The organism is Phenylobacterium sp., assembly GCF_013822795.1.
GTDB lineage: Bacteria > Pseudomonadota > Alphaproteobacteria > Caulobacterales > Caulobacteraceae > Phenylobacterium.
The window spans coordinates 112943-133446 of the sequence record NZ_PNLB01000015.1; the positions used below are offsets into that span (position 1 = coordinate 112943).

The 20504-nt window shown below is 69.9% G+C and carries 27 protein-coding genes; 15 read left to right on the plus strand and 12 right to left on the minus strand.

Annotated elements, in window-relative coordinates; translation table 11 throughout:
• Nucleotides 1–116: 116 nt before the first annotated feature.
• Complete coding sequence (moeB, locus tag C0481_RS14545; protein ID WP_293405018.1) at nt 117–857, minus strand: molybdopterin-synthase adenylyltransferase MoeB; 741 nt, start codon at nt 855–857, stop codon at nt 117–119.
• Nucleotides 858–944: 87 nt separating this feature from the next.
• Here moeB and hslV point away from each other — a divergent pair, with 87 nt between their 5' ends.
• The 4 genes from hslV (at nt 945) to C0481_RS14565 (ending at nt 4575) form a co-directional block, all read left to right on the plus strand.
• Nucleotides 945–1493: an ATP-dependent protease subunit HslV gene (hslV, locus tag C0481_RS14550; RefSeq protein ID WP_293405020.1), complete on the plus strand. Its 549-nt coding sequence runs from the start codon at nt 945–947 to the stop codon at nt 1491–1493.
• Nucleotides 1480–2322, plus strand: a complete 843-nt coding sequence (locus C0481_RS14555) for a nuclear transport factor 2 family protein (RefSeq protein ID WP_293405022.1) — start codon at nt 1480–1482, stop codon at nt 2320–2322. The genes hslV and C0481_RS14555 overlap by 14 nt, the downstream gene beginning before the upstream one ends.
• A 14-nt stretch (nt 2323–2336) precedes the next feature.
• Nucleotides 2337–3641, plus strand: a complete 1305-nt coding sequence (hslU, locus tag C0481_RS14560; protein WP_293405025.1) for an ATP-dependent protease ATPase subunit HslU — start codon at nt 2337–2339, stop codon at nt 3639–3641.
• 91 nt (nt 3642–3732) lie between these two features.
• Nucleotides 3733–4575, plus strand: a complete 843-nt coding sequence (locus C0481_RS14565; protein WP_293405027.1) for a hypothetical protein — start codon at nt 3733–3735, stop codon at nt 4573–4575.
• A 169-nt stretch (nt 4576–4744) separates the two neighbouring features.
• On the opposite strand, the gene C0481_RS14570 is transcribed toward C0481_RS14565, so the two are convergent.
• The gene (locus tag C0481_RS14570; protein WP_293405029.1) at nt 4745–5215 is read right to left on the minus strand and encodes a DUF2244 domain-containing protein; all 471 of its coding nucleotides are present in this window, start codon (nt 5213–5215) and stop codon (nt 4745–4747) included.
• Nucleotides 5216–5354: 139 nt separating this feature from the next.
• On the opposite strand from C0481_RS14570, the gene nth reads away from it, so the two are divergent.
• The 4 genes from nth to C0481_RS14590 all read left to right on the plus strand — a co-directional run bounded on the left by nth (nt 5355) and on the right by C0481_RS14590 (nt 9226).
• Nucleotides 5355–6032, plus strand: coding sequence for an endonuclease III (gene nth / locus C0481_RS14575; protein ID WP_293405031.1), 678 nt, complete (start codon nt 5355–5357; stop codon nt 6030–6032).
• 4 nt (nt 6033–6036) lie between these two features.
• Nucleotides 6037–6948, plus strand: coding sequence for a transcriptional regulator GcvA (gcvA, locus tag C0481_RS14580; RefSeq protein WP_293405034.1), 912 nt, complete (start codon nt 6037–6039; stop codon nt 6946–6948).
• Nucleotides 6949–7038: 90 nt separating this feature from the next.
• Nucleotides 7039–7164 carry a hypothetical protein gene (locus C0481_RS14585; protein ID WP_281372716.1) on the plus strand — a complete coding sequence of 42 codons (126 nt, stop codon included), beginning with the start codon at nt 7039–7041 and terminating at the stop codon, nt 7162–7164.
• Between the two features lie 148 nt (nt 7165–7312).
• Nucleotides 7313–9226, plus strand: a complete 1914-nt coding sequence (locus tag C0481_RS14590) for a PBP1A family penicillin-binding protein (protein WP_293405039.1) — start codon at nt 7313–7315, stop codon at nt 9224–9226.
• Here the strand turns inward: C0481_RS14590 and C0481_RS14595 are convergent.
• Nucleotides 9219–9500 (minus strand): hypothetical protein, encoded by a 282-nt coding sequence (locus tag C0481_RS14595; protein ID WP_293405041.1) that lies wholly within the window; start codon nt 9498–9500, stop codon nt 9219–9221. The genes C0481_RS14590 and C0481_RS14595 overlap by 8 nt on opposite strands.
• Before the next feature lie 132 nt (nt 9501–9632).
• Between C0481_RS14595 and C0481_RS14600 the strand changes: the two genes are divergently transcribed.
• Genes C0481_RS14600 through C0481_RS14625 form a run of 6 tightly spaced genes read left to right on the plus strand, consistent with a single transcriptional unit; the run spans nt 9633 to nt 13713 of the window.
• Nucleotides 9633–10622, plus strand: coding sequence for an adenosine kinase (locus C0481_RS14600; RefSeq protein WP_293405043.1), 990 nt, complete (start codon nt 9633–9635; stop codon nt 10620–10622).
• 3 nt (nt 10623–10625) lie between these two features.
• The gene (hisB, locus tag C0481_RS14605) at nt 10626–11216 is read left to right on the plus strand and encodes an imidazoleglycerol-phosphate dehydratase HisB (RefSeq protein ID WP_293405045.1); all 591 of its coding nucleotides are present in this window, start codon (nt 10626–10628) and stop codon (nt 11214–11216) included.
• A 13-nt stretch (nt 11217–11229) separates the two neighbouring features.
• Nucleotides 11230–11862, plus strand: coding sequence for an imidazole glycerol phosphate synthase subunit HisH (gene hisH, locus C0481_RS14610; RefSeq protein ID WP_293405047.1), 633 nt, complete (start codon nt 11230–11232; stop codon nt 11860–11862).
• Nucleotides 11859–12581: a 1-(5-phosphoribosyl)-5-[(5-phosphoribosylamino)methylideneamino]imidazole-4-carboxamide isomerase gene (gene hisA, locus C0481_RS14615; protein WP_183775711.1), complete on the plus strand. Its 723-nt coding sequence runs from the start codon at nt 11859–11861 to the stop codon at nt 12579–12581. Before hisH ends, hisA begins: the two co-directional genes overlap by 4 nt.
• Nucleotides 12582–12595: 14 nt before the next feature.
• Nucleotides 12596–13390: an imidazole glycerol phosphate synthase subunit HisF gene (gene hisF, locus C0481_RS14620; protein WP_293405050.1), complete on the plus strand. Its 795-nt coding sequence runs from the start codon at nt 12596–12598 to the stop codon at nt 13388–13390.
• Nucleotides 13387–13713: a phosphoribosyl-ATP diphosphatase gene (locus tag C0481_RS14625; RefSeq protein ID WP_293405052.1), complete on the plus strand. Its 327-nt coding sequence runs from the start codon at nt 13387–13389 to the stop codon at nt 13711–13713. The genes hisF and C0481_RS14625 overlap by 4 nt, the downstream gene beginning before the upstream one ends.
• 122 nt (nt 13714–13835) lie before the next feature.
• Here C0481_RS14625 and C0481_RS14630 read toward each other — a convergent pair whose 3' ends face one another.
• The 4 genes from C0481_RS14630 to C0481_RS14645 form a co-directional block, all read right to left on the minus strand.
• Nucleotides 13836–14984 (minus strand): hypothetical protein, encoded by a 1149-nt coding sequence (locus C0481_RS14630; protein WP_293405054.1) that lies wholly within the window; start codon nt 14982–14984, stop codon nt 13836–13838.
• A 22-nt stretch (nt 14985–15006) separates the two neighbouring features.
• The gene (locus C0481_RS14635) at nt 15007–15687 is read right to left on the minus strand and encodes an AraC family transcriptional regulator (protein WP_293405056.1); all 681 of its coding nucleotides are present in this window, start codon (nt 15685–15687) and stop codon (nt 15007–15009) included.
• 4 nt (nt 15688–15691) lie between these two features.
• Nucleotides 15692–15919, minus strand: coding sequence for a YdeI/OmpD-associated family protein (locus C0481_RS14640; RefSeq protein WP_293405058.1), 228 nt, complete (start codon nt 15917–15919; stop codon nt 15692–15694).
• Between the two features lie 66 nt (nt 15920–15985).
• Nucleotides 15986–16984, minus strand: a complete 999-nt coding sequence (locus tag C0481_RS14645) for a sensor histidine kinase (RefSeq protein WP_293405060.1) — start codon at nt 16982–16984, stop codon at nt 15986–15988.
• Nucleotides 16985–17199: 215 nt separating this feature from the next.
• On the opposite strand from C0481_RS14645, the gene C0481_RS14650 reads away from it, so the two are divergent.
• Complete coding sequence (locus C0481_RS14650) at nt 17200–18024, plus strand: CPBP family glutamic-type intramembrane protease (RefSeq protein ID WP_293405062.1); 825 nt, start codon at nt 17200–17202, stop codon at nt 18022–18024.
• Here the strand turns inward: C0481_RS14650 and C0481_RS14655 are convergent.
• From C0481_RS14655 to C0481_RS14675, 5 genes are all read right to left on the minus strand, one after another.
• Entirely contained in the window at nt 18005–18313 is a 309-nt protein-coding gene (locus tag C0481_RS14655; RefSeq protein ID WP_293405064.1) for a polyhydroxyalkanoic acid system family protein, read from the minus strand. The genes C0481_RS14650 and C0481_RS14655 overlap by 20 nt on opposite strands.
• A 36-nt stretch (nt 18314–18349) precedes the next feature.
• Nucleotides 18350–18493, minus strand: coding sequence for a hypothetical protein (locus C0481_RS14660; protein ID WP_293405066.1), 144 nt, complete (start codon nt 18491–18493; stop codon nt 18350–18352).
• Nucleotides 18494–18528: 35 nt separating this feature from the next.
• A complete protein-coding gene (locus tag C0481_RS14665; RefSeq protein WP_293405068.1) occupies nt 18529–19134 on the minus strand; it encodes a LysR family transcriptional regulator substrate-binding protein in 606 nt (201 codons plus the stop codon).
• A 3-nt stretch (nt 19135–19137) separates the two neighbouring features.
• Nucleotides 19138–19563 carry a hypothetical protein gene (locus C0481_RS14670; protein WP_293405070.1) on the minus strand — a complete coding sequence of 142 codons (426 nt, stop codon included), beginning with the start codon at nt 19561–19563 and terminating at the stop codon, nt 19138–19140.
• Nucleotides 19564–19770: 207 nt separating this feature from the next.
• A partial coding sequence (locus tag C0481_RS14675; RefSeq protein ID WP_293405072.1) for a TIM44-like domain-containing protein occupies nt 19771–20504 on the minus strand: 734 nt, incomplete at its 5' end.

The window sequence follows — 20504 nt, forward strand, 5'->3', positions numbered from 1 at the left end:
TCTGGGGGAGGTGGCTCGATGCGTAGCATCGAGACGGAGGGGGACTGCTGAGTCAGCAAGCCCCCTCAGTCAGCCATACGGCTGACAGCTCCCCCAGCGGGGGAGCAATTGGGAGCTCAATGTCCCCCACACACGTCGCACTCCGGATCGGCGCCGATCCGCACGGTCCGGCTCTCACCTGACAGGCCGTCGTAGATCAGCAGCCGCCCGGCCAGCGGCTCGCCGGCCCCGGCCACCAGCTTGATCGTCTCCAGCGCCATCATCGAGCCGATCACCCCGGCCAGCGCCCCGACCACCCCGACGGCCGAGCAGGTCTCCGCCTCCGGCGGGACCTCCGGCACCAGGCAGCGGTAGCAGGGCTTGCCGCGGAACACCCCGACTTGGCCGGTCCAGCGGCCGATCGCGCCGGAGACCAGCGTCCGCTCGTGGTGGACGCAGGCGGCGTTGACCGCAAAGCGGGTGGCGAAGTCGTCAGTGCCGTCGAGCACCAGGTCCACCCCCGCCACCAGCGGCCCGAGATTGCAGGGCTCGACATGCACCGGGGCGCAGTCGACATGCACATGCGGGTTCAGGGCGCGCAGCTGGTCGGCGGCGGCCTCGACCTTGCGGCGGCCGACGTCGGCGTCGCGAAAGATCACCTGGCGCTGCAGGTTCGAGGTGTCGACCACATCGGCGTCGGCCAGGACGATGCGCCCGATCCCGGCCGCAGCCAGATAGAGCGCCGCCGGCGCGCCGAGGCCTCCAGCCCCGACGATCAACACGCTGGCGCCCTTCAGCCGCTGCTGACCCTGGCCGCCGACCTCACGCAGCACCAGGTGGCGGGCGTATCGCTCGACTTCGTCGTCCGTGAAGCTCATCGTCGCCTCGTCCGTTTCAGCGTGCAGCCGGCCAGTCTGATCGCGCCGCGCTTGACCTCGCCCGTCCCCCTGGCCACATCGAGAGCCATGACGACAAGCTCGAACTTCCCAGACTGGCACGGCACCACCATCCTCGCGGTGCGCAAGGGCGGCAAGACCGTGATCGCCGGCGACGGCCAGGTGTCCATGGGCCAGACCGTGGTCAAGGGCAACGCCCGCAAGGTGCGGACCCTGGCCGGCGGCAAGGTGCTGGCCGGCTTCGCCGGCGCCACGGCCGACGCCTTCACCCTGATCGAGCGGCTCGAAGCCAAGCTCGAGCAGTACCCCGACCAACTGGCCCGCGCCTGCGTCGACCTGGCCAAGGACTGGCGCACCGACCGCTACCTGCGCCGCCTGGAAGCGATGCTGCTGGTCGCCGACAAGGATTCGATCTTCACCGTCACCGGCGTCGGCGACGTGCTGGAGCCGGAAACCGGCGTCGCGGCGATCGGTTCGGGCGGCAACTACGCCCTGGCCGCCGCGCTCGCCCTGGCCGACACCGACTTCTCGGCCGAAGAGGTGGCCCGCAAATCCATGGCCATCGCCGCGCGGATCTGCGTCTACACCAACGGGGAACTGACGGTTGAAAGCCTGTAGCCTGATCCTGGCTGCGCTTCTCGTCTCGACCCCCGCCCTGGCGCAACCTGATCCCAGTGTCGTCGTCGCCGCCGAGCGGGCCTTTGCGGCCGACGGGCTGGCCCACGGGATCAAGCGCTCGTTCCTGGCCCACTCGGCGCCCGACGCGATCCTGTTCGCACCCGACCCGATCAAGGCCCACGACCTCTACGGCCCACGGCCGGACAAGCCCCATCCGCCGCTGGTCTGGTGGCCGCTGTGGGCCGGGATCGCCCGCTCCGGCGACCTCGGCTTCACCACCGGCCCGAGCACGTTCGACGGCAAGGAGAACGGCTGGTACTTCACGGTCTGGGCGCGGCAGGAGGGCGGCGGCTGGAAGTGGATCTATGACGGCGGCTCGCCCAGCGCCCATGGCGCGGCCCCGCCCCAGGGCTCGGCCCCGACCTATCTGACGCCCGCGACCGGTCCGCAGGCCAGCGCCGCCGCGGCGATGAGCGCCGTGCAGGCCGCCGAGACCACCCTGGCCAAGGCCGCCGCGTCCAACAGCGCCGGAGCCTATCTCGCCATCCTGGCGCCCGACGCCCGCGTCACCGGTTCGCCTGCGGTTCCGGCGACGACCCCGGCCGCCGTGAAGACCGAATTGGCCGCTCGCCCGGCCGCCATCGCCTTCTCTCCGCTTGGCGGCCGCGCCTCGAGCGGCGGCGATCTGGTCTGGACCTACGGCGACGCGCGCTGGACCGACGGCCGCAAAGATCGCCGCGGCCACTATGTCCGCATGTGGCAGAGCCGCGCCGACGGCTGGCGGCTGGTCTTCGATCAGATTCTTCCTGTCGCAGAGCCCGCGTCGTGACTATCTAGCGGGCCATGACTGAATTCTCTCCCCGCGAAATAGTCTCCGAGCTCGACCGCTACATCGTCGGCCATCCCGACGCCAAGAAGGCCGTCGCCGTCGCCCTGCGCAATCGCTGGCGCCGCCGCCGCGTGCCGGCCGACCTGCGCGACGAGGTGACGCCGAAGAACATCCTGCTGATCGGACCGACCGGGGTCGGCAAGACCGAGATCGCCCGCCGGCTGGCCAAACTCGCCCACGCGCCGTTCCTGAAGGTCGAGGCCACCAAGTTCACCGAGGTCGGCTATGTCGGCCGCGACGTCGACCAGATCGTCCGCGACCTGGTGGAAAGCGCCATGGCCATGGTCCGCGACAAGCGCCGCGCCGGGGTGCGCGCCCGCGCCGAGGCCGCCGCCGAGGAGCGCATCCTCGACGCCCTCACCGGCCCCGGCTCCACCGCCGCACGCGAGAGCTTCCGCAAGAAGCTTCGGGACGGCGAGTTGAACGACAAGGAGGTCGAGCTGACCCTGGCCGACACCGGCGGCGGCATGCCGATGTTCGACATCCCCGGCCAGCCCGGCGCCCAGATGGGCATGCTCAATCTCGGTGAAATGATGGGCAAGGCCTTCGGCGGCCGCACCAAGACCCACAAGACCACCGTCGCCGGGGCCCACGCCCCCCTGATCGCCGAGGAGAGCGATAAGCTGCTCGACCAGGAGGCCCTGACCCAGGAAGCCCTGGAGCTGGCCGAAAACAACGGCATCGTGTTCCTCGACGAGATCGACAAGGTCGCCTCCAACCGTGACCGCGCCGGCGCCGACGTCAGCCGCGAGGGGGTCCAGCGCGACCTGCTGCCGCTAATCGAGGGCACCACCGTCTCGACCAAGTACGGCCCGGTGAAGACCGACCACATCCTGTTCATCGCCTCGGGGGCTTTCCACGTGGCCAAGCCCTCGGACCTGCTGCCCGAGCTGCAGGGCCGGCTGCCGATCCGCGTCGAGCTGAAAGCCCTGACCCGCGACGACTTCCGCCGCATCCTGACCGAGCCGGAAGCCAACCTGATCCGCCAGCACCAGGCCCTGCTCGCCACCGAGGGCGTGACCCTGACCTTCAGCGAGGACGCCATCGACGCCCTGGCCGATGCCGCGGTGACCGTCAACGGCAGCGTCGAGAACATCGGCGCCCGCCGATTGCAGACCGTGCTGGAGAAGGTGCTGGAGGAAATCAGCTACACCGCCTCCGACCGCGACGGCGAAACGATCAGCATCGACGCCGCCTATGTGAAGGACCGGGTCGGCGGCCTGGCCCAGAACACCGACCTCAGCCGCTTCATCCTCTAAGGGTTTTCCCCCAGGCTGGGCAGGGACTTGACCCCCTTGTCCAGCCGGCGTGTTGGGCTCCCAATCCGGCGATCGCCGCAGGGAGGCCCGCATGCAGGTCGAACTCGCTGAGGAACGCATTTACCGGGTGGCCGATCGGTTCAGCCTGGAGCACGCCGAAGGCCGCGCCTGGGCCAAGCGGGTGGAGGCGTTCGGCGCCCTGGCGCGCGTCGCGGGCCTGTTCAACCAGCCCAAGGACGACGACTTCGCGGTCGTCTACCGCGAACGCCGGCTGCAGCCGTTCTGGCGCGTCGCGGTCTCGACGGCGACCGCCTACGAGCGGCGGCGCAGCTATGCGGTGCCCGTCGCGCCCGAGGTGCGGCAGGTCGCGGTCGACGGCCGCACGCTCGTCGCCGTCAACGGGGCCATCTCATTCGACGGGCTGGAGTCCTGCCGCGAAGAGGCTCGCCGCGAGGTGTTCGTCGACGGCCTCAGCAAACAGGCGACGCCGGCCTTGGCCGCCTACCTGCAGCACGACGCGGTCGAAACCGACGCGCAGACCCTGGCCAAGGCCACCGCCGAGGGGATGGTCGTGGTGCCGCCCCAGGCCAAGGCCTCGATGGTGGTCCGCGACGTGGTCGCCGCGGCGATCGGCAAGATCGACGCCGACACTGTCACCGAGGAGCTGGTGCGGGTGGAGGCGATCGACCTCTACTACCGGCCGATCCACGCCTTCCGCTATCGCCGCGCCGACAAGGAGGCGGTGGTCGAGTTCGACGCCGTCACCGGCGAGGCCCGGGTCGGCGGCGACACCTTCGAACAGTATCTGGGCAAGGCGCTGGAGCCGCGCTTCCTGCTCGACGTCGGAGCCGAGACCCTGAACTTCGTGGTGCCGGGCGCAAACCTCGCCAAGCTGATCATCGTCAAGGGCATGGAGATGAAGGGCATGCGGTAGGGCGGAGCGAGAGCACCGGCTCCAGTCTCCCTCGCCCCCTTGGGGGAGAGGGTTGGGGTGAGGGGGACACGGCGTCCTCCGCAATGCGCCGCTCCGCGCCGCACGACCCTCACCTAACCTCTCCCCTCAAGCGGGGAGAGGAACAGACCGAACGACCACCGCGGTCTCGCTACCCCCGCCGAGCGTCGTAGATCGCCCGCTCCAGGGCGCGGGCGAAGTCGGCCCGCTCGACCGGGCTCAGCGCCGCCGCCACCGAAGCGTGGCGCCCGGACATCGCCACGCGCACCCCATGGACGATATCGTCCTCGTCGATCTCCAGGGCCACGCGGGTGAAGGCGGTCGGGCTTTCCCAGATGACCTCGCTGGAGCTCGGCGTCTCGCGGACCACCCGCACCTCGCGCGCGGTGACCAGCACCCGTTCGATCTTCTTGGCGGCCGCATAGCTGGCGGCGAAGGCGGCGATCACCGCCAGCACGTCGAGCCCCAGAAACACCGGCACGAAGGTGGCCCCCATCGACAGAAAGACGCCCGCCGCCACGCAGTTGAACAGCGTGACGATGCCGATCAGCACCACGAAACCCCGCTGCGACAGCGAGCGGTTCGGCGTGATCACGGCGTCCATGTAGACGAGGCCATCCATCGGTCGGGCAGTCTAGTGCGCGGCAGGCCGAAGTGGAAACCGGTTCCGCCGCCCGTCGCGCACCCAAGAAGCCGAAATCGGACGCGAAACGCCCGCGCCCCTTGGCGAGGGCGACAAGCCGGGCGATGTTCGCCGCGCCATGGCCAAGTCCGTCACCAAAAAGCGCGTCTCGCCTGCGGAGAAAGCCCGCGTCGAGGAACTGTTCCACCGGTTCCAGTCGCTGAGCGACGATCCGCGCACCGAGCTGCACTACGACAGCCCCTACACCTTGGTCGTGGCGGTGGCGCTGTCGGCCCAGGCCACCGACGTCGGGGTCAACAAGGCGACCGCCAAGCTGTTCCCGGTCGCCCACACGCCCGAGGACATGCTGGCGCTCGGCGAGGAAGGCCTGATCCCCTACATCAACTCGATCGGCCTCTTCCGCACCAAGGCCAAGAACGTCATCGCCGCGGCGAAGATCATCGTCGAGCAGCACGGCGGCGAGGTGCCGCTGAACCGCGAGGACCTGATGGCGCTGCCGGGGGTCGGCCGCAAGACCGCCAGCGTCGTGCTCAACGAACTCGGCGTCGAGCCGGCGATCGCCGTCGACACCCACGTCTTTCGTGTCGCCCACCGGCTGAAGCTATCGGCCGGCAAGACTCCCGATCAGGTCGAAGCCGACCTCATGGCCCTGGTCCCGGCCCCCTACCTGACCCGCGCCCACCACTGGCTGATCCTGCACGGCCGCTACACCTGCGTCGCCCGCCGCCCCAAGTGCGAGGAGTGCGACGTGGCCGACCTCTGCCCCTCCAAGATCCTGTTCAGCCGCGCCGCGTGACGCCATGGCCAACCATCTGCCGCTCAACGCCCTGCGGGTCTTCGAGGCCTGCGCCCGCCATGGCAGCTTCCTGAGCGCGGCCGAGGAACTGGCCATCACGCCCGGCGCGGTCTCGCGGCACATCAAGGGGCTGGAGGCCGAGCTGGAGACCCGGCTGTTCGATCGCTTCAACCGCGCCGTGCGGCTGACCGCAGCCGGCGAGCAGTTGTCGGTGGGCGTGCGCCAGGGCCTCTCGACCATCCAATCGGCCGTCGATGCCGTGCGCTCCAAGCGCGACGCGCCGCTGGTGGTGACGGTGCTGCACTCGCTGGCCGCCCGCTGGCTGGTGCCGCGGCTGCACGACTTCCAGCGCCGCTATCCGGAAGTGCAGATCCTGGTCGCGGCCTCCGACCATGCGGCCGACCTGGCGCGCGAGAACATCGACGTCGCCATCCGGCTGGGGCGGGGCCCCTACCCCGGCCTGCACGTCACCCACCTGTTCGACACCCTGATGACGCCGGTCTGCAGCCCCGGCCTGATCGAAAAGTACGGACCGTTCAACCACCCCAACGATCTACGCGGCGTGACCTTGCTACACGACGTGCTGATGCTGCCCGAAGAACCGGATTGGGCCGACTGGCTGACGGCCGCCGGCGCCGACCGCGTCGATCCCAACCCGGGTCCGCGGTTCTCCAACACCTATCTCGCCGTCGAGGCGGCCCTCGCCGACCGGGGGCTGGCCTTTGCGCACAAGGCCATGGTCATCGACGACCTGGCCAACGGACGGCTGACGCAGCCCTTCGACCTGTCGCTGCCCAGCCCGTTCAGCCACTGGGTGTTGTCGCTGCCGGAAAAGGCCGATCAACCCAACATCCGCCGTTTTCGGGCCTGGCTGCTGGAACAGGCGCTGGCTGACGGCCTGGCCTTCGCCAAATGACCTGAAGTCAACTGACTGGCGCTAAGCTCGTTTGTCGCAGCGCAGCAAAACTGGGAAATGGGGGGCGTCCGCCGTTGTAGGAGCCTCCCCGTGACCTGCACCTATCCTCAATCGATTGAATTTTCGCGCACTGACATGCTGCGCGACATCATCCTCGTCTTCGCCGTCGCTGTGATCGCCTCCCCCGCGGTGATCGCGCTTATCGGCGCGGCCTGACGAGCGCGGGCCGGCGGCCTTCCTCCAGCCGGCCCGCCCCCTCCTCCGGGCGCGGCGAGACCTCTGGCGCACGGCTTGCAGTGATTGGGGCGTGTCGCCCCCGCCCGAACCCATCTCAGGACGACGACCACGCCGGCGCCCGCCGCAGGTGAACTGGCGTGCGGCCGCCCTGGCGGTCGCGATCGTCGTCAATCTTGGCCTCGGCGGCTGGTTCGCCGTCGACCGCGCATTTCTGCAGGGCCTCCCGCCGGTCCCGGACAAGGAAGCGCTTTGGTCGATGGGCCGGCCGCCCGGCCTGACCTTCGTCGGCCCCGACGGCCAGGTGGTCGGGCGCCGGGGGCCGCGCCACGGCCCGCCGGCCCGTCTCTCGCAGATGCCCCAGCATGTGCCCTTGGCCTTCCTGGCCATCGAGGACCGCCGCTTCTACCAGCATGGGGCGATGGACCTGCGCGGCATGCTGCGCGCGCTCAGCGTCAACGTCCGCGCTGGCGGGGTGGTGGAGGGCGGCTCGACCATCAGCCAGCAGCTCGCCCGCAACCTGTTCCTGACCCCCGACCCGACCCTGCGCCGCAAGGTCCAGGAGGTGCTGCTCGCCGCCCGCCTGGAGCGGATGATGAGCAAGAACGAACTGCTCGAGCTCTACCTGAACCGGATCTACTTCGGCGGCCGCGCCTATGGCCTCTCGGCTGCGGCCGACACCTATTTCGGCAAGGCTCCAGAGGACCTGACCTTGGCTGAGGCCGCGGTGCTGGCTGGCCTGCCGCGCGCGCCCTCGCGGCTGTCGCCCGCCAACGATCCGGCCGCCGCCTGGGCCCGCGGCCAGGTCGTGCTGCAGCGACTGGGCGAGATGGACTGGATCGACCCGGCCCTGGCCGCCCGCACCGCCGCCGGTCCGCCCCCTGCCCTCGCCCGGCTGGCCGCCGACAGCGAAGGCGAGATGGCCTGGGCGTTCGACGCCGCTGCGGCCGAGGCCCGCCGGCGACTGGGCGGCGCCACGCCCGACCTGGTCATCCAACTGACCATCGACCCCAAGGCCCAAGCCCTCGCCGACGACATCGTCCGCCGCACCATGGCCCGCGAGGGCTATCGCCGCGGCGCCCGCCAGGCCGCCCTGGTGGCCCTGACCCCGGACGGCGCGATCCGCGCCATGATCGGCGGGGTCGACCACGCCGCCAGCCCGTTCAACCGCGTGACCCAGGCGCGCCGCCAGCCGGGCTCGGCCTTCAAGCCGATCGTCTGGGCCGCCGCCCTCGATCATGGCGTGCAGCCGATGGACTGGCGCCAGGACGCCCCGATCCGTATCGGCGCGTGGAGCCCAAGCAACTACGGCGGCGGCTATCACGGCCAGGTCTCGGTGCAGCGCGCCCTGCAGCTGTCGATCAACACCGTCGCCGTGCAGCTCGCGCGCGAAGCCGGCCCCCGCGAGGTCGGCGTCCTGGCCCGCCGCTTCGGCCTGTCAGCCATACCGGCGCAACCGGGCGGCTCGATCGCGCTCGGCGCCTACGAGGTCACACCCCTCGAACTGGCCGGGGCCTACCAGGTGCTGCAGACCGGCGGCGGCAAGACCTCGCCCTACCTGGTGTCAAAGATCACCGACGCCCGCGGCAAGCTGCTCTACATCCGCCCGCCCAGCGCGGCCATTCCGGTCTATCCGACCTACCAGGCCGCCCAGATGGTGCAGATGATGCGCGGGGTGATCCTCGCCGGGACCGGGCGCGAAGCGGCGTTCGGACGACTGGCCGCGGCCAAGACCGGGACCAGCCAGAACCATCGCGACGCCTGGTTCGTCGGCTTCACCCCCGATTGGCTGTGCGCGGTCTGGGTCGGCAACGACGACGGTCGCCCGACCGGCCGCATCACCGGCGGCCAGGTCCCGGCCCACATCTGGCGCGACTTCATGGCCAGCGCCCATCGCGGCCGGCCCGAGGTCGAGTTCGCGTGGTTCCCGGCCCTGCCGCCGCCGCTCTATGTCGAAGAGCCCGAGCCTCCGGCGCCGCTGCACGACGCCTTTGGTCGCGTGCGGCTGCCCGGCGTAGTGAAGCTCCCGACTGACGTCAGGTGATGCGCTTGACGCTGACCGGATCGCTGCTCGGGAAGCTCTCTTCCAGACCCTCGTCCAGCAGCGCTTCCTGCCGATCCTCGGCCCCCTTCTGCTTGTCGGCCAGCTGATCGTGCTTTTCGTTTTCGCCGAGCGGCTTGGCGGGCCGCGCATGCGGCGCCTCGGTCTTGTGGTCGCCCATCTGCGGGCGGCCTTCCACAGCAGCGTCGGCCGCCGCGGCGCCGGACCCGATGGCCGCGCCGGTGGCCTTGGGCTTGTCGCGCTTGAGTATCGACATAAAGTCCTCCGGGTTGCCCAAGGTGAACTCATGGCGCCCAAGGCGGTTGCTCCAGGCGCGCCGCGCGTTGCCCCGCCAGGGCTTTCCCTGTAGGAGGCGGAACCCATATCCGCGAAAGCTGACCTTCCCCGCATGACCGAGCTCTACGACGTCGCCGCCATCGGCAACGCCATCGTCGACGTGATCTCTCCGGCCACCGACGAGTTCCTGATCCAGCAAGGCATGGACAAGGGCGCCATGATGCTGGTCGACGAGCAGCGCAGCGCGGCGCTCTACGCCGCCATGCAGGCCGGGGTCGAAGCCTCCGGCGGCTCGGCCGCCAACACCGTCGCGGGCCTGGCCTCGTTCGGCGGCCGCGGCGCGTTCCTGGGCAAGGTCGCCGACGACCAGCTCGGCAAGGTCTTCACCCACGACATGCGCGCCATCGGCGCCCACTTCGACACCCCGCCCCTGCTCGACGGCAAGGCCACCGCCGTGTCGATGATCAACGTCACGCCCGACGGCGAGCGGACCATGTCGACCTTCCTGGGCGCCTCGACCGAGTTCGCCTCGGACGACATCGACGCCGCCGTCGTCGAGGCCGCCAAGATCGTCTATCTCGAAGGCTATCTGTTCGACGCCGAAGCCGCTCGCCGCGCCTTCGCCAAGGCCGCGGCCCTGGCCCACGGCGCCGGCCGGATGATCGCCATCACCCTGTCGGACGGCTTCGTGGTCGAACGCCATCGCGAGGCCCTGCTCGGCTTCCTGGAGACCCAGGTCGACCTGGTGTTCGCCAACGCCACTGAAGTCACCTCGCTGTTCCAGACCGACGACTTCGACGCCGCCGTCAACGCGCTGCGCTCCAAGGTGAAGATCGCCGCGGTCACCCGCAGCGCCCAGGGCTCGGTCATCGCCGCGGGCGGCGAGACCTTCGAGGTTTCGGCGTTCCCGGTGGAGAAAGTCGTGGACACGACGGGCGCTGGCGACCAATACGCAGCCGGGTTCATGTACGGCCTCGCCACCGGCCGGCCGCTCAACGTCTGCGGCCAGCTCGGATCGCTGGCGGCGGCCGAGGTGATCTCGCACTATGGCCCGCGGCCGCTGGTCAGCCTCAAGGACCTCGCGGCTTCGAAAGGACTCTAACGGATGGCCCGCACCGCGGAAGTGGTCCGCAACACCAAGGAGACCCAGATCACGGTTCGCGTGGATCTGGACGGCTCGGGTGTGGCTGATGTCGAGACCGGCGTCGGCTTCTTCGACCACATGCTCGACAGCTTCGCCCGCTTCGCCGGCGTCGACCTCCATGTCCGCACCAAGGGCGACCTGCACATCGACTTCCACCACACCGTGGAAGACACCGGCATCGTCATCGGCCAGGCGATCAACAAGGCGCTGGACGGCTTCAAGGGCATCCGCCGCTTCGGCCACGCCTATGTCCCGATGGACGAGACCCTGACCCGTTGCGCCCTCGACCTCTGCAACCGGCCCTATCTGATCTGGAAGGTCGCCTTCAAGACCCAGAAGATCGGCGATTTCGACACCGAGCTCTTCAAGGAGTTCCACCAGGCGTTCGCCATGCATTCGGGCGCCTGCATCCACATCGAGACGCTCTACGGCGACAACAGCCACCACATCGCCGAAAGCGGTTTCAAGGCGCTGGGCCTGGCCGTGCGCGCGGCCGTCGAACTCGATCCCAAGTCCCATGGTCGCGCCCCGTCGACCAAGGGCGTCCTGTAGGAAAGTATCCCCTATGCAGAGCGTCGCCCTGATCGACTACGGGTCGGGCAACCTGCGCTCGGCCGAAAAGGCCCTCGTCCGCGCCGCGGCGGGAACGAGCCAGATCATCGTCACCAGCGATCCCGAAACCGTCGCCGCCGCTGACCGGGTCGTGCTGCCCGGCGTCGGCGCCTTCGCCGCGTGCATGAAGGCCCTGTCCGAGCGTCCCGGCCTGATCGAAGCCATGACCGAGGCGGTCCAGGTCAAGGGCCGGCCCTTCCTGGGCGTCTGCGTCGGCATGCAGCTGCTGGCCACCCGCGGCCTGGAGTTCGGCGAAACGCCCGGCCTTGGCTGGATCCCCGGCGACGTGCGCCGCGTGGAGCCGACCGACCCCGCCGCCAAGATCCCGCACATGGGCTGGAACACCCTCATCGACCCGCACGGCCCCGCGCCGATCGCCGGGGTCGGCGAGGCCCCCATGTACTTCACCCATTCGTTCGCCTTCTTCCCGAACGATCCCGCCGACGTCGCCGCCTATGTCGACCATGGCGGCAAGTTCCCCGCCGCCGTCGCCAAGGGCCACGTCGCGGGCGTACAATTTCACCCTGAAAAGTCGCAAAGCGCTGGCCTCGCCCTGCTCGCGCGTTTCCTGGAGTGGCGACCGTGATCCTCTATCCGGCCATCGACCTTAAAGACGGCCAGTGCGTCCGTGTCCTACACGGCGACCTCGACACCGCCACGGTGTTCAACAATTCGCCTGCCGCCCAGGCGGCCAGCTTCGTGGAAGCCGGTTTCCATTGGGTCCACGTCGTCGATCTGAACGGCGCGGTTCAGGGCAAGGCCGTGAATGAGAAGGCCGTCGAGGCGATCCTCGAGGCGGTCTCGATCCCGGTCCAGCTCGGCGGCGGCATCCGCAGCCTGAAGGACGTCGAGCGCTGGATCGAAGCCGGTGTCAGCCGCGTCATCCTCGGCACCGTCGCGGTGACCGAGCCGGAGATCGTCCGCGAAGCCGCCCGCCTCTGGCCCGAACAGATCGCCGTCTCGGTCGACGTCCGCGCCGGCAAGGTCGCGACCCAGGGCTGGACCGAGAGCTCCGACCTCGACGCCGTCACCGTCGCCAAGCGCTTCGAGGACGCCGGCGTCGGCGCCCTGATCATCACCGACATCGACCGCGACGGCACCGTCATGGGCTTTAATGTCGAGGCCTTCGGCGCCATCGCCGACGCCGTGGCTATCCCGGTCATCGCCGCCGGCGGCCTCGCCACCATCGACGACATCGTCAAGATCAAGGCCCGCAAGGGCGTGCCGATCGCCGGGGCCGTCCTCGGCCGCGCGCTCTACAACGGCGCGATCAATCCGGAAGAAGCCCTCAAGGTCGCCGCCTAGGAAAGCTGGAAGAGATGCTCAAGGTTCGCGTCATTCCCTGCCTGGACGTCAAGGACGGCCGCGTCGTGAAGGGCGTGAACTTCGTCTCGCTGCGCGACGCCGGCGATCCGGTCGAACAGGCCACCGCCTATGACGCCGCCGGCGCCGACGAGCTGATGTTCCTGGACATCACCGCCAGCCACGAACGGCGCGGCGCGATCCTCGACGTGATCGCCCGCACCGCCGACGTCTGCTTCATGCCGCTCAGCGTCGGCGGCGGCATCCGCCAGGTCGAGGACGCCCGCCGGCTGCTGCTGGCCGGGGCCGACAAGATCAGCGTCAACACCGCCGCGGTCGAAAACCCCGACCTGATCAGCGCCTGCGCCGACGCCTTCGGCTCCCAGGCCGTGGTCGTCGCGATCGACGCCAAGCACGGCGCGACCGTCTCCGGCGGCGCCGGCCGCAACGACGGCTGGCGGGTGTTTACCTATGGCGGGCGCACCGACACCGGCCTCGACGTCGTCGAGTATGCGGTGAACGCGGTGAAGCGCGGGGCAGGGGAGATCCTGCTCACCTCCATGGACCGCGACGGCGCCAAGACCGGCTACGATCTCGATCTGCTGAAAGCCGTGACCAGCGCGGTCAACGTCCCGGTGATCGCCTCGGGCGGGGCCGGAAACGCCCAGCACATGGTCGACGCGGTGACCAAGGGCGGCGCCGACGCGGTCCTGGCCGCCTCGATTTTCCACTTCGGCGAAGTCTCGGTGGCCGAGGTGAAGCGCCAGATGGCCCTGGCCCACATCCCGGTCCGCATCACGGAGGCCGCATGAGCCGCTTCTCGCAGACCCTTGAGCGCCTCGCCGCGACCATCGAGGCCCGCAAGGGCGCCGATCCGTCCAGCTCCTACACCGCCAAGCTGCTCAGCGAAGGCGTCGAGCGTTCGGCCAAGAAGTTCGGCGAGGAAGCCGTCGAGGCGGTGATCGCCGCCGCCCAGGGCGACCCCGACGGCCTGGCCGCCGAAAGCGCCGACCTGATCTATCACTGGCTGGTGCTGCTGGCCCGCGCCGGCGTCAGCCTCGACGACGTCGCCGCCAAGCTCGAGGCCCGCGAGGGAACCTCCGGCCTGGCCGAGAAGGCGTCGCGGCCAAAATAGTTCCTCCCCCGCTGGGGGAGGTGGATCGATGCGCAGCATCGAGACGGAGGGGGCCCGCTGCGTCAGAAGTCCCCCCCAGCCAGCTTCGCTGACAGCTCCCCCAGAGGGGGAGCAACTTCTTCCTAAGCCTTCGCCGGCGTCGTCCAGAGCCCGTCCGCGGGCTTGCCCAGCACCTTGCCCGCCGCCGCGTGCAGACTGGCCGGCGCCAACTTGCCGCCCCGTGCTGCGGCCAGCATCCAGGCCTCGAGATTTCCGCCTGTGCGGTCGTAGCCGTCGGCCTTGAGCAACCCGTAGAGGCCGGCCGCCAGCACGTGCATGCCCTGGTCGCCCTGGGTCCACCTCTCCGCGGCCGGCCGAACCACATAGCCCAACCGCTCCTGGATGATCTGGTCCAGCGCCTGGGCGGTGTCCTCATTGAGAATGCCGTCGAGGCTGTTGTAGCCGGTCTGCCTGTCCTTCTCGGCGAGGATCTTCGTGAACAGCGCGTCCTGGCCAAGCACGCCCAACGCCGCCGTCGCCGCCGGTCCCTTCATGTCGATGGGCGGGTGCAGGATTTCGTGCGCGGCGGTCAGCACCACGATCTGGTCGCGCGCCCCGACGAAGGTCAGGAACCGTTGACCCTGGACCTTCACCCCGTGCGGCTTGCAGAACCAGCAGAGCTCGATCTCGATCAGCGGGTCGAGCTTGCGGCCCAGCAGCCGCTCCTGTTCGGCGATGACGTCCAGCCCGCCCAGCAAGGTCTGCAGCTCCCGCGTCCGGCTCTCGAACTGCGCCTGGGCCAGACCGCGGCGAAAGCCGGCGAAATCGGCGTCACGCATCGCGCCCAACACGACGGCCAACTGGTCGCGGCTGGCGATGAATCTGTCCCAGTCCTCGGCGTCCCAGTACTCGCCGGCCGCCAGCGGCGGTCGCAGCACCGTCTCGGCGTTCGCCAGGCTGTGCAGCAGATCATCGACGCTCGTCGTTGGGCCGCCGGAGAAGATCAGCGCCAAACCCGGCCACAGCAGACTCCCGGCCGCGTCAGCGCGCGCGTGCAGCACGGCCAATGCGTCCAGCGCCTCGGGCGCCAACCGGGGTTTGAAGGCGGCGATCTCGCTCTCGTAGAAGCGTGCATAGAACGGCTTGCCCGACAAAGGGCCGAGGAAGGCGATGGCGTCCATGCCCTCGCTGGCGGCGAGTTTCCAGCGGGTTCGCGGCGCGGACGCCAAAGCGGGGAGGGGAGCGGCGGCCAGGAGGGCGGCGGCCGTCAGCAGGGTGCGGCGGTCGATCATGCCCGCAGTTGTGCGCTCGTGCTCAGGCCGCGGTCTTGTCGCCACTTGACCTGCGCCGCCAGACCCCCGGCGATGCCCCGGTCAGCGCGCTGATCGCCCGGCTCATCTGCGCTTGGTCGGCGAAACCGGCGTCCAGCGCGACCTGCGCCAGCGGGGCGGCGGTCTCGATCGTCCCCGCCAGGGCCCGGCGCATCTTCACCTCGTGCCGGAAGCGCTTAGGCGGCAGACCAAAGGTCCGGCCAAAGCCGCGCGACAATGTCTCGGGGGCCAGACCACGGCGTTCGGCCCAGTCGCTGAGCGAGATCTGCGGGTCGGCCGCCAGCGCCGCTGCCAGTTCGTCCGGCCAGTCGAGGATCTGCGGGCCGAACGTGACCAGCTGCCGCGCCGCCAGGGCTGCAGCCGCCCGCGGGTCGTCGACCGCGACCGCCGCCACGGCATCCGGATCGTCCAGGCGCCCGAACACCCCGCCGACGCCCGCCGCGGGCAGGTTCAACACCACCGCGCCGCTCGCCGCGATGCTGTTGCGGTGACAGGAGAACATGCCGTGCCGGGCGACGTCGCCTGGCCCCAGCCGGCGACGGCCGTGCTCGCCGGCCTCCTCGTACGAGCCTCTCAGCACCACGGTCAGATAGGCCCCGTCATGGCGATGACAGGCGATCTGCAGACCTGGCTCCAGGACCTGTCGGGGCGGAGGCGCATGCATCGGTTCAGGCCGTCCAGCGCATCTTCATGTAGATGTCGCCGTCCTCCAGCTCGTCCAGCATCTGGGCCAGCCGCTTTTGCCGGGTCTCCGGCTTGCGAGCGCGGGCGATCCAGCCGAGGTAGTCGTTGCGCTGGAACGGCGGGCGGGCCTGGTAGGCGTCGACCAGCGCGCGGGCTTCCAGCGCCTGGCGCACCTCTTCCGGCATCGGATTCAAGTCACGGCGCAGCGTCATCGACGTCCTCCCCTGCGCCGTTAACGAACAACTACAGTGAAGGTTCTCGCAAATCTTGCATCGGCGTCAATGCGGCAACACCAGGGTGTGGCTGACCCCGGGGCCGTCGCCGCGGGTGAGGGTGCCGCCGGTTTGGCGGGCGAAGCCCTCGATCAGCTTACGGCCCAGTCCGCGGCTGTTGACTTCGGCGTCGGGCGGCATGCCGACGCCGTTGTCGGAGACCGTCAGTTCGCAGCCGACCTCGATCTGCTTCAACGACACCAGGATGCGGCCGCTGCGACTGGCGGGAAAGGCGTACTTGGCGGCGTTGGTGACCAGCTCGTTGACCACCAGTCCCACCGCCACCGCCCGGTCACGATCGCACCGGCAGGGAGTCAACCAGCTGTCCAGCCGCACATCACCGGTCAGCAGCAGGCTGTCGGACAGGTTTTCGCACAGATCGCCCAGATAGGCGCCCAGATCGATCGCGTCGCCGGCCTCATCGGGGGAGTAGAGGTTGGCGTGGGCCTGAGCCATCGAGTGAACCCGGCGCAGCGCGTCGGCCAGCGCCTGTTCGGTGCTCGCCGCGCCAGCACGACGCCGCTGCATGTCGAGCAGGCTCTCGACCATCTGGAAGTTGTTCTTCACCCGGTGATTCAGCTCCCGCAGCAGCAGGTCGCGGACCTCCAGCTTGGCGGCGCGCTCGGCCTCGGCCACCCGATAGGACGTGCGAAACGCCTGGGCCACGGCGATCACCGCCAGGCCGCTCAGCGCGTTGAGCATCAGCGCCGCGCCCTCGCCGGCGGTCAGCGGACCGAACCGGGCCGGATGCAGCACCACGTACCAGACCCCGAGCAGGATCATCGCCAGGCAGTAGATCCCTGAACGCCACCCGGCCAGCAGCGTCGCCAACAGCACGAGCGGAAAGAGGAAGACATAGGGCGGGGCGGCGACGACCAGCGTAATGAGCGCCCGCAACAGTCCAGACAGCACCGCGCATGCGAGGGCGCAGGCCCACTCGGTCACCCAAGTCGGGACGTCCGGCGCGAGCCGTTCGCGCAGATTAAGGTCACCCAGCCCAAGCATTGCTCACACAACGTCGGTCTTGAACGGTCCCGGTCAAGGTATAATTCACCCTATGGGCGAATTTGTCTCAAAAACAGCCTTGTGGATACACGTCCTGGGCTTTCGCGCCGATGGCGTCGGCGCATCGCGAGGGGCATAATCTTTCGGTGCTCGCTCCATTCCCATTTCTCCAGGCCGTAACCGAACGCGATCGCCGCTGGCCGCGGGTCGCGGCCATGGCCGCCGCGACGCCGGCCGCTGTGCTGCTGCTGACGCTGCTGTTCGCCATCGTGCTGGGGACGCTGACCGGCGGGGCGATGTTCGAGGACACGGGCGGCCCGCGGCTGGAGCGCTCGGCCATCTACGTGCTGCAGCTCGGCATAGGGCTCGGGTCGATGGCCTTGGCGGTGATGCTCGCCGCGCGCTACGTGTTCGGCCGTCCGATCATGACCTGGATGACGGCCGCGCCGCATTTCCGCTGGCGGTTGCTGCTGGCCGGCGCGGCGCTGACCGTGATCGGCGTCGGGGTGCTGATGTTCGCCGACTGGCTGATGAACCCGGGCGAGTTTCAGATGCCGATCTTCGACCCCAATTCTAGCCTGGCGCTCAAGGCGTTCTATGCGCTGGCGGTGGTCGCCGGCCTGTTCGTCGCCGCAACGGCGGAGGAGGCGGTGTTCCGCGGCTACCTGCTGCAGCAGACCGCCGCCTTCACCCGTAATGTCTGGGTGCTGATCGCGATCAACGCCGCCGCCTTCGCCCTGGCCCACCTGGAGTTCGATCCCGGCGCCCTGGCGGCCCGGGCCCTGGCCGGCGCGGCCTTCGCCTGGGCGGCGCTCCGGCTCGGGGGTCTGGAGTTCGCGATCGGGGCCCACGTCGCGACCAACCTGATGATCGCCTTCTTCCATGCGCCGATGCTGCCGGACGACCCCGAAGTCTCCGGCGGCCTCGACGACACGATCATCGAGGCGGCGCTGGCGATCTACATGGTGCTGGTCGTTGAGCTGACGCGACGCTCACCGCGGCTGATGGCGCCGTTCGCGTCTACTTCTTCTCCAACATAAGCTGGCCTTCCTTCTTCAGCCGGCCCTTCACCTTGTCGGCGATCATCGCGAAGAACGGCGGCAGGTCGACCTCCATGCGCACCGCGTCCTCGGCCACGTCGAGCCGGCCCGCCACCGCCTGACCGACCACCTTGGCGGCGAAGGAGAGGCGGTCGCCCTCCCAGGTCCGGGTCAGCTTCACGCCCTCGCCGAACTGATGGATCAGCTTGCCGACCCCCTCCTCGATCCGTTTACGCGCCTCGGCTTTTCCGAGCTCATGGGGGATGGTGACGACGACGGGCTTGGCCATGGGCTGGTCCTCCAGCGCTAATAACGGCCCGGCGGCTCAAGCGCTCCCGCTCGCCGCGGGCCTTTCAGGCGCCGGCCTGTCGGCCTGATCGGCCCCGGCCGCGACGAGCAGGGCGCCGATCAGCAGCACCAGCATGGCCGCCGCCCCCAGGATCGTCGCCAGGCTTCCACGGTCAGGCATCGCGCAGCTCCAGGAACCGGCGCAGGGCGGGGCGATCATTGTCCGCCGCCCAGAAGCCGCAGTAGGACAGCCAGCCCGCTTCGCTTTCCAGCGGCCGGGCGCAGACGCCTGGATAGAAGGCGCCCATCGCGGAGCCTCCCGCGAGGGTGATCCCGAACCCCAGCGAGACCGAGCAGGTTGTCGCGCTGCACCGCGTAGTGGAGGAAGTTCGGCGGCCCGCCCAGCGCCCGGATGATCGCCCGTTGCAGAGCGCGATCGCCCGATCCGGCGCCGGCCATCAGCAGGCAGGCCCCGCGCAGTTGAGCGGGCTGAACCGCGTTCTGGGCCGCCAGCGGGTGACCTTCGGCCATAAACACCATCAGCGGCTCGGACCACAGCGGAGCCGAGCGCCAACCTGGGACCCCCGCATCATGCAGCGCCACGGCCAGGTCGACCCCGCGGCCCTCGACGCGGTCGGCCAGGCCCTGGTCGTCGAGATCCTCGACGATCAGGTCGACGTTCGGGACCTGGACGCGATAGGCCGCGATCAGGCGCCGCAGCGGCCCCCAGTTCAGCGAGCACGACAGGCCCAGGGTTAGGCGATCTCGCCGCACAGAGCGCGCGACAGGAACCGCGTGCAGTCCGCTATGGGACAGGTCCATGGCTCAGGCCGCCCGTTGCAGCGGCGGCGCGCGGCGCGCGACCAGCACGTCGCGATGAGCCCCGGGTAGGCGGCGCACGAGGTCAAAGCCATGACGATGGAAGATCCGCGCGGCGGCTGCGCCGCCAACGCTCGGCCGGGTCTGGACGATCACCACGCCGCCCGGCTGCACGTGTGGGCCGGCGTCGAGCAGGGCCTCCAGCCACTCGCCGCTGGCGGTGTGCGCCGCCAGCAGGGCGTCGGCCTCGCCGGCCGGCGCGCGCACGCCGGCCTGCAGGCAGCCGACATTCTCGTAACCTCGTCGGCACAGCCAGAGCAGGGCGGGCAGGGCGCCGGGTCCGGTCACCCGGATGGCGCTGCCGGCGTCGAGGCCGGCTTCGGTGAGCAGTTGGGAAAGGCCGATGGTCGGCCGCGGGAACGCCTCGGACATGGTCGCCTCACTGACGCATCGGCCGGCGTATGAGCCGGCCTGGCGTCAAATCTGGCGCAGAGCCCCGTCAGGGTTCGATGGCGAAGGACGGCGCGCCGCATAAGCGCGCCGTCAAGATCGGCCCCAAAGCCTGTCTCAAGACAGGCTTTGCTTCTTGGATTTAGAGCCCTTCTTGCCCGCTCGCGATCTGCGCGAGCGGGAAGGGCTCTAGGCTTCCTGGATCGCCGACAGCTTCCAGGCCTCGTTCGGGTGACGCACGAAGGTCCAGAGCTCGGTCGTCTCGGTCGGACGATCGGCGTCGCCCTCGACCACCGCGCCGCTCTGGCGGTCGACCATCACGTCAATGCTCGAATAGCGTAGGGCGGCGGTGGCGTAGTCGACCGGGCCCTCGCGCCAGGCTTCGGCGACGTCGCCTTCCAGCATCTGCACGTCGCGGACCTCGTTGCGGCGGCCGGCGGTGGCGTTCTGGCCCAGCTCTTCGGCCAGGTAGCCCATCATCTCCGGCGTCGTGCGCTCGCGGATCGCGCCGTAGTCCTCGCGGCCGAAGGCTTCCTGGATCTCGCGCAGCAGCCGCTCGAAGGTCTCGCGGTCAGCGCCGGTCACTCCGAAGTCCTGGCCAAGATCGGCCGGGGGCGCGTAGCTCGACGGCGCGGCCGACGGCTGGGCCGGCTGCTGCATCTCGAACGGCGAGCGGAAGGCCGCGTTGTTCGCCGCCGCCTGCGCCGGCTTGCGGCGCGAGGCGAAGAAGCGGAACGCCAGCATCGCCACCAGGGCGATCGCCGCGATCTGCAGCAGGCCGCCGAGCATGCCGGCCATGCCGGCGCCGAAGCCGTGGCCAAGCAGCAAGCCGATCACGCCGCCGAGCATCAGCCCGCGGACCAGCGGGTTGCCGAACAGGCCAGGCTTAGGCGCGGCGGCGGGGTTGGCGGCGTTCGGGCGGG

Bases quoted from the DNA above. Each gene is read 5' to 3' on its own strand.
- moeB (WP_293405018.1), bottom strand. From the start codon at position 857: ATGAGCTTCACGGACGACGAAGTCGAGCGATACGCCCGCCACCTGGTG.
- hslV (WP_293405020.1), top strand. From the start codon at position 945: ATGACGACAAGCTCGAACTTCCCAGACTGGCACGGCACCACCATCCTC.
- hslU (WP_293405025.1), top strand. From the start codon at position 2,337: ATGACTGAATTCTCTCCCCGCGAAATAGTCTCCGAGCTCGACCGCTAC.
- C0481_RS14565 (WP_293405027.1), top strand. From the start codon at position 3,733: ATGCAGGTCGAACTCGCTGAGGAACGCATTTACCGGGTGGCCGATCGG.
- C0481_RS14570 (WP_293405029.1), bottom strand. From the start codon at position 5,215: ATGGATGGCCTCGTCTACATGGACGCCGTGATCACGCCGAACCGCTCG.
- nth (WP_293405031.1), top strand. From the start codon at position 5,355: ATGGCCAAGTCCGTCACCAAAAAGCGCGTCTCGCCTGCGGAGAAAGCC.
- gcvA (WP_293405034.1), top strand. From the start codon at position 6,037: ATGGCCAACCATCTGCCGCTCAACGCCCTGCGGGTCTTCGAGGCCTGC.
- C0481_RS14595 (WP_293405041.1), bottom strand. From the start codon at position 9,500: ATGTCGATACTCAAGCGCGACAAGCCCAAGGCCACCGGCGCGGCCATC.
- C0481_RS14600 (WP_293405043.1), top strand. From the start codon at position 9,633: ATGACCGAGCTCTACGACGTCGCCGCCATCGGCAACGCCATCGTCGAC.
- hisB (WP_293405045.1), top strand. From the start codon at position 10,626: ATGGCCCGCACCGCGGAAGTGGTCCGCAACACCAAGGAGACCCAGATC.
- hisH (WP_293405047.1), top strand. From the start codon at position 11,230: ATGCAGAGCGTCGCCCTGATCGACTACGGGTCGGGCAACCTGCGCTCG.
- hisF (WP_293405050.1), top strand. From the start codon at position 12,596: ATGCTCAAGGTTCGCGTCATTCCCTGCCTGGACGTCAAGGACGGCCGC.
- C0481_RS14625 (WP_293405052.1), top strand. From the start codon at position 13,387: ATGAGCCGCTTCTCGCAGACCCTTGAGCGCCTCGCCGCGACCATCGAG.
- C0481_RS14630 (WP_293405054.1), bottom strand. From the start codon at position 14,984: ATGATCGACCGCCGCACCCTGCTGACGGCCGCCGCCCTCCTGGCCGCC.
- C0481_RS14635 (WP_293405056.1), bottom strand. From the start codon at position 15,687: ATGCATGCGCCTCCGCCCCGACAGGTCCTGGAGCCAGGTCTGCAGATC.
- C0481_RS14640 (WP_293405058.1), bottom strand. From the start codon at position 15,919: ATGACGCTGCGCCGTGACTTGAATCCGATGCCGGAAGAGGTGCGCCAG.
- C0481_RS14645 (WP_293405060.1), bottom strand. From the start codon at position 16,984: ATGCTTGGGCTGGGTGACCTTAATCTGCGCGAACGGCTCGCGCCGGAC.
- C0481_RS14650 (WP_293405062.1), top strand. From the start codon at position 17,200: ATGGCCGCCGCGACGCCGGCCGCTGTGCTGCTGCTGACGCTGCTGTTC.
- C0481_RS14655 (WP_293405064.1), bottom strand. From the start codon at position 18,313: ATGGCCAAGCCCGTCGTCGTCACCATCCCCCATGAGCTCGGAAAAGCC.
- C0481_RS14660 (WP_293405066.1), bottom strand. From the start codon at position 18,493: ATGCCTGACCGTGGAAGCCTGGCGACGATCCTGGGGGCGGCGGCCATG.
- C0481_RS14665 (WP_293405068.1), bottom strand. From the start codon at position 19,134: ATGGACCTGTCCCATAGCGGACTGCACGCGGTTCCTGTCGCGCGCTCT.
- C0481_RS14670 (WP_293405070.1), bottom strand. From the start codon at position 19,563: ATGTCCGAGGCGTTCCCGCGGCCGACCATCGGCCTTTCCCAACTGCTC.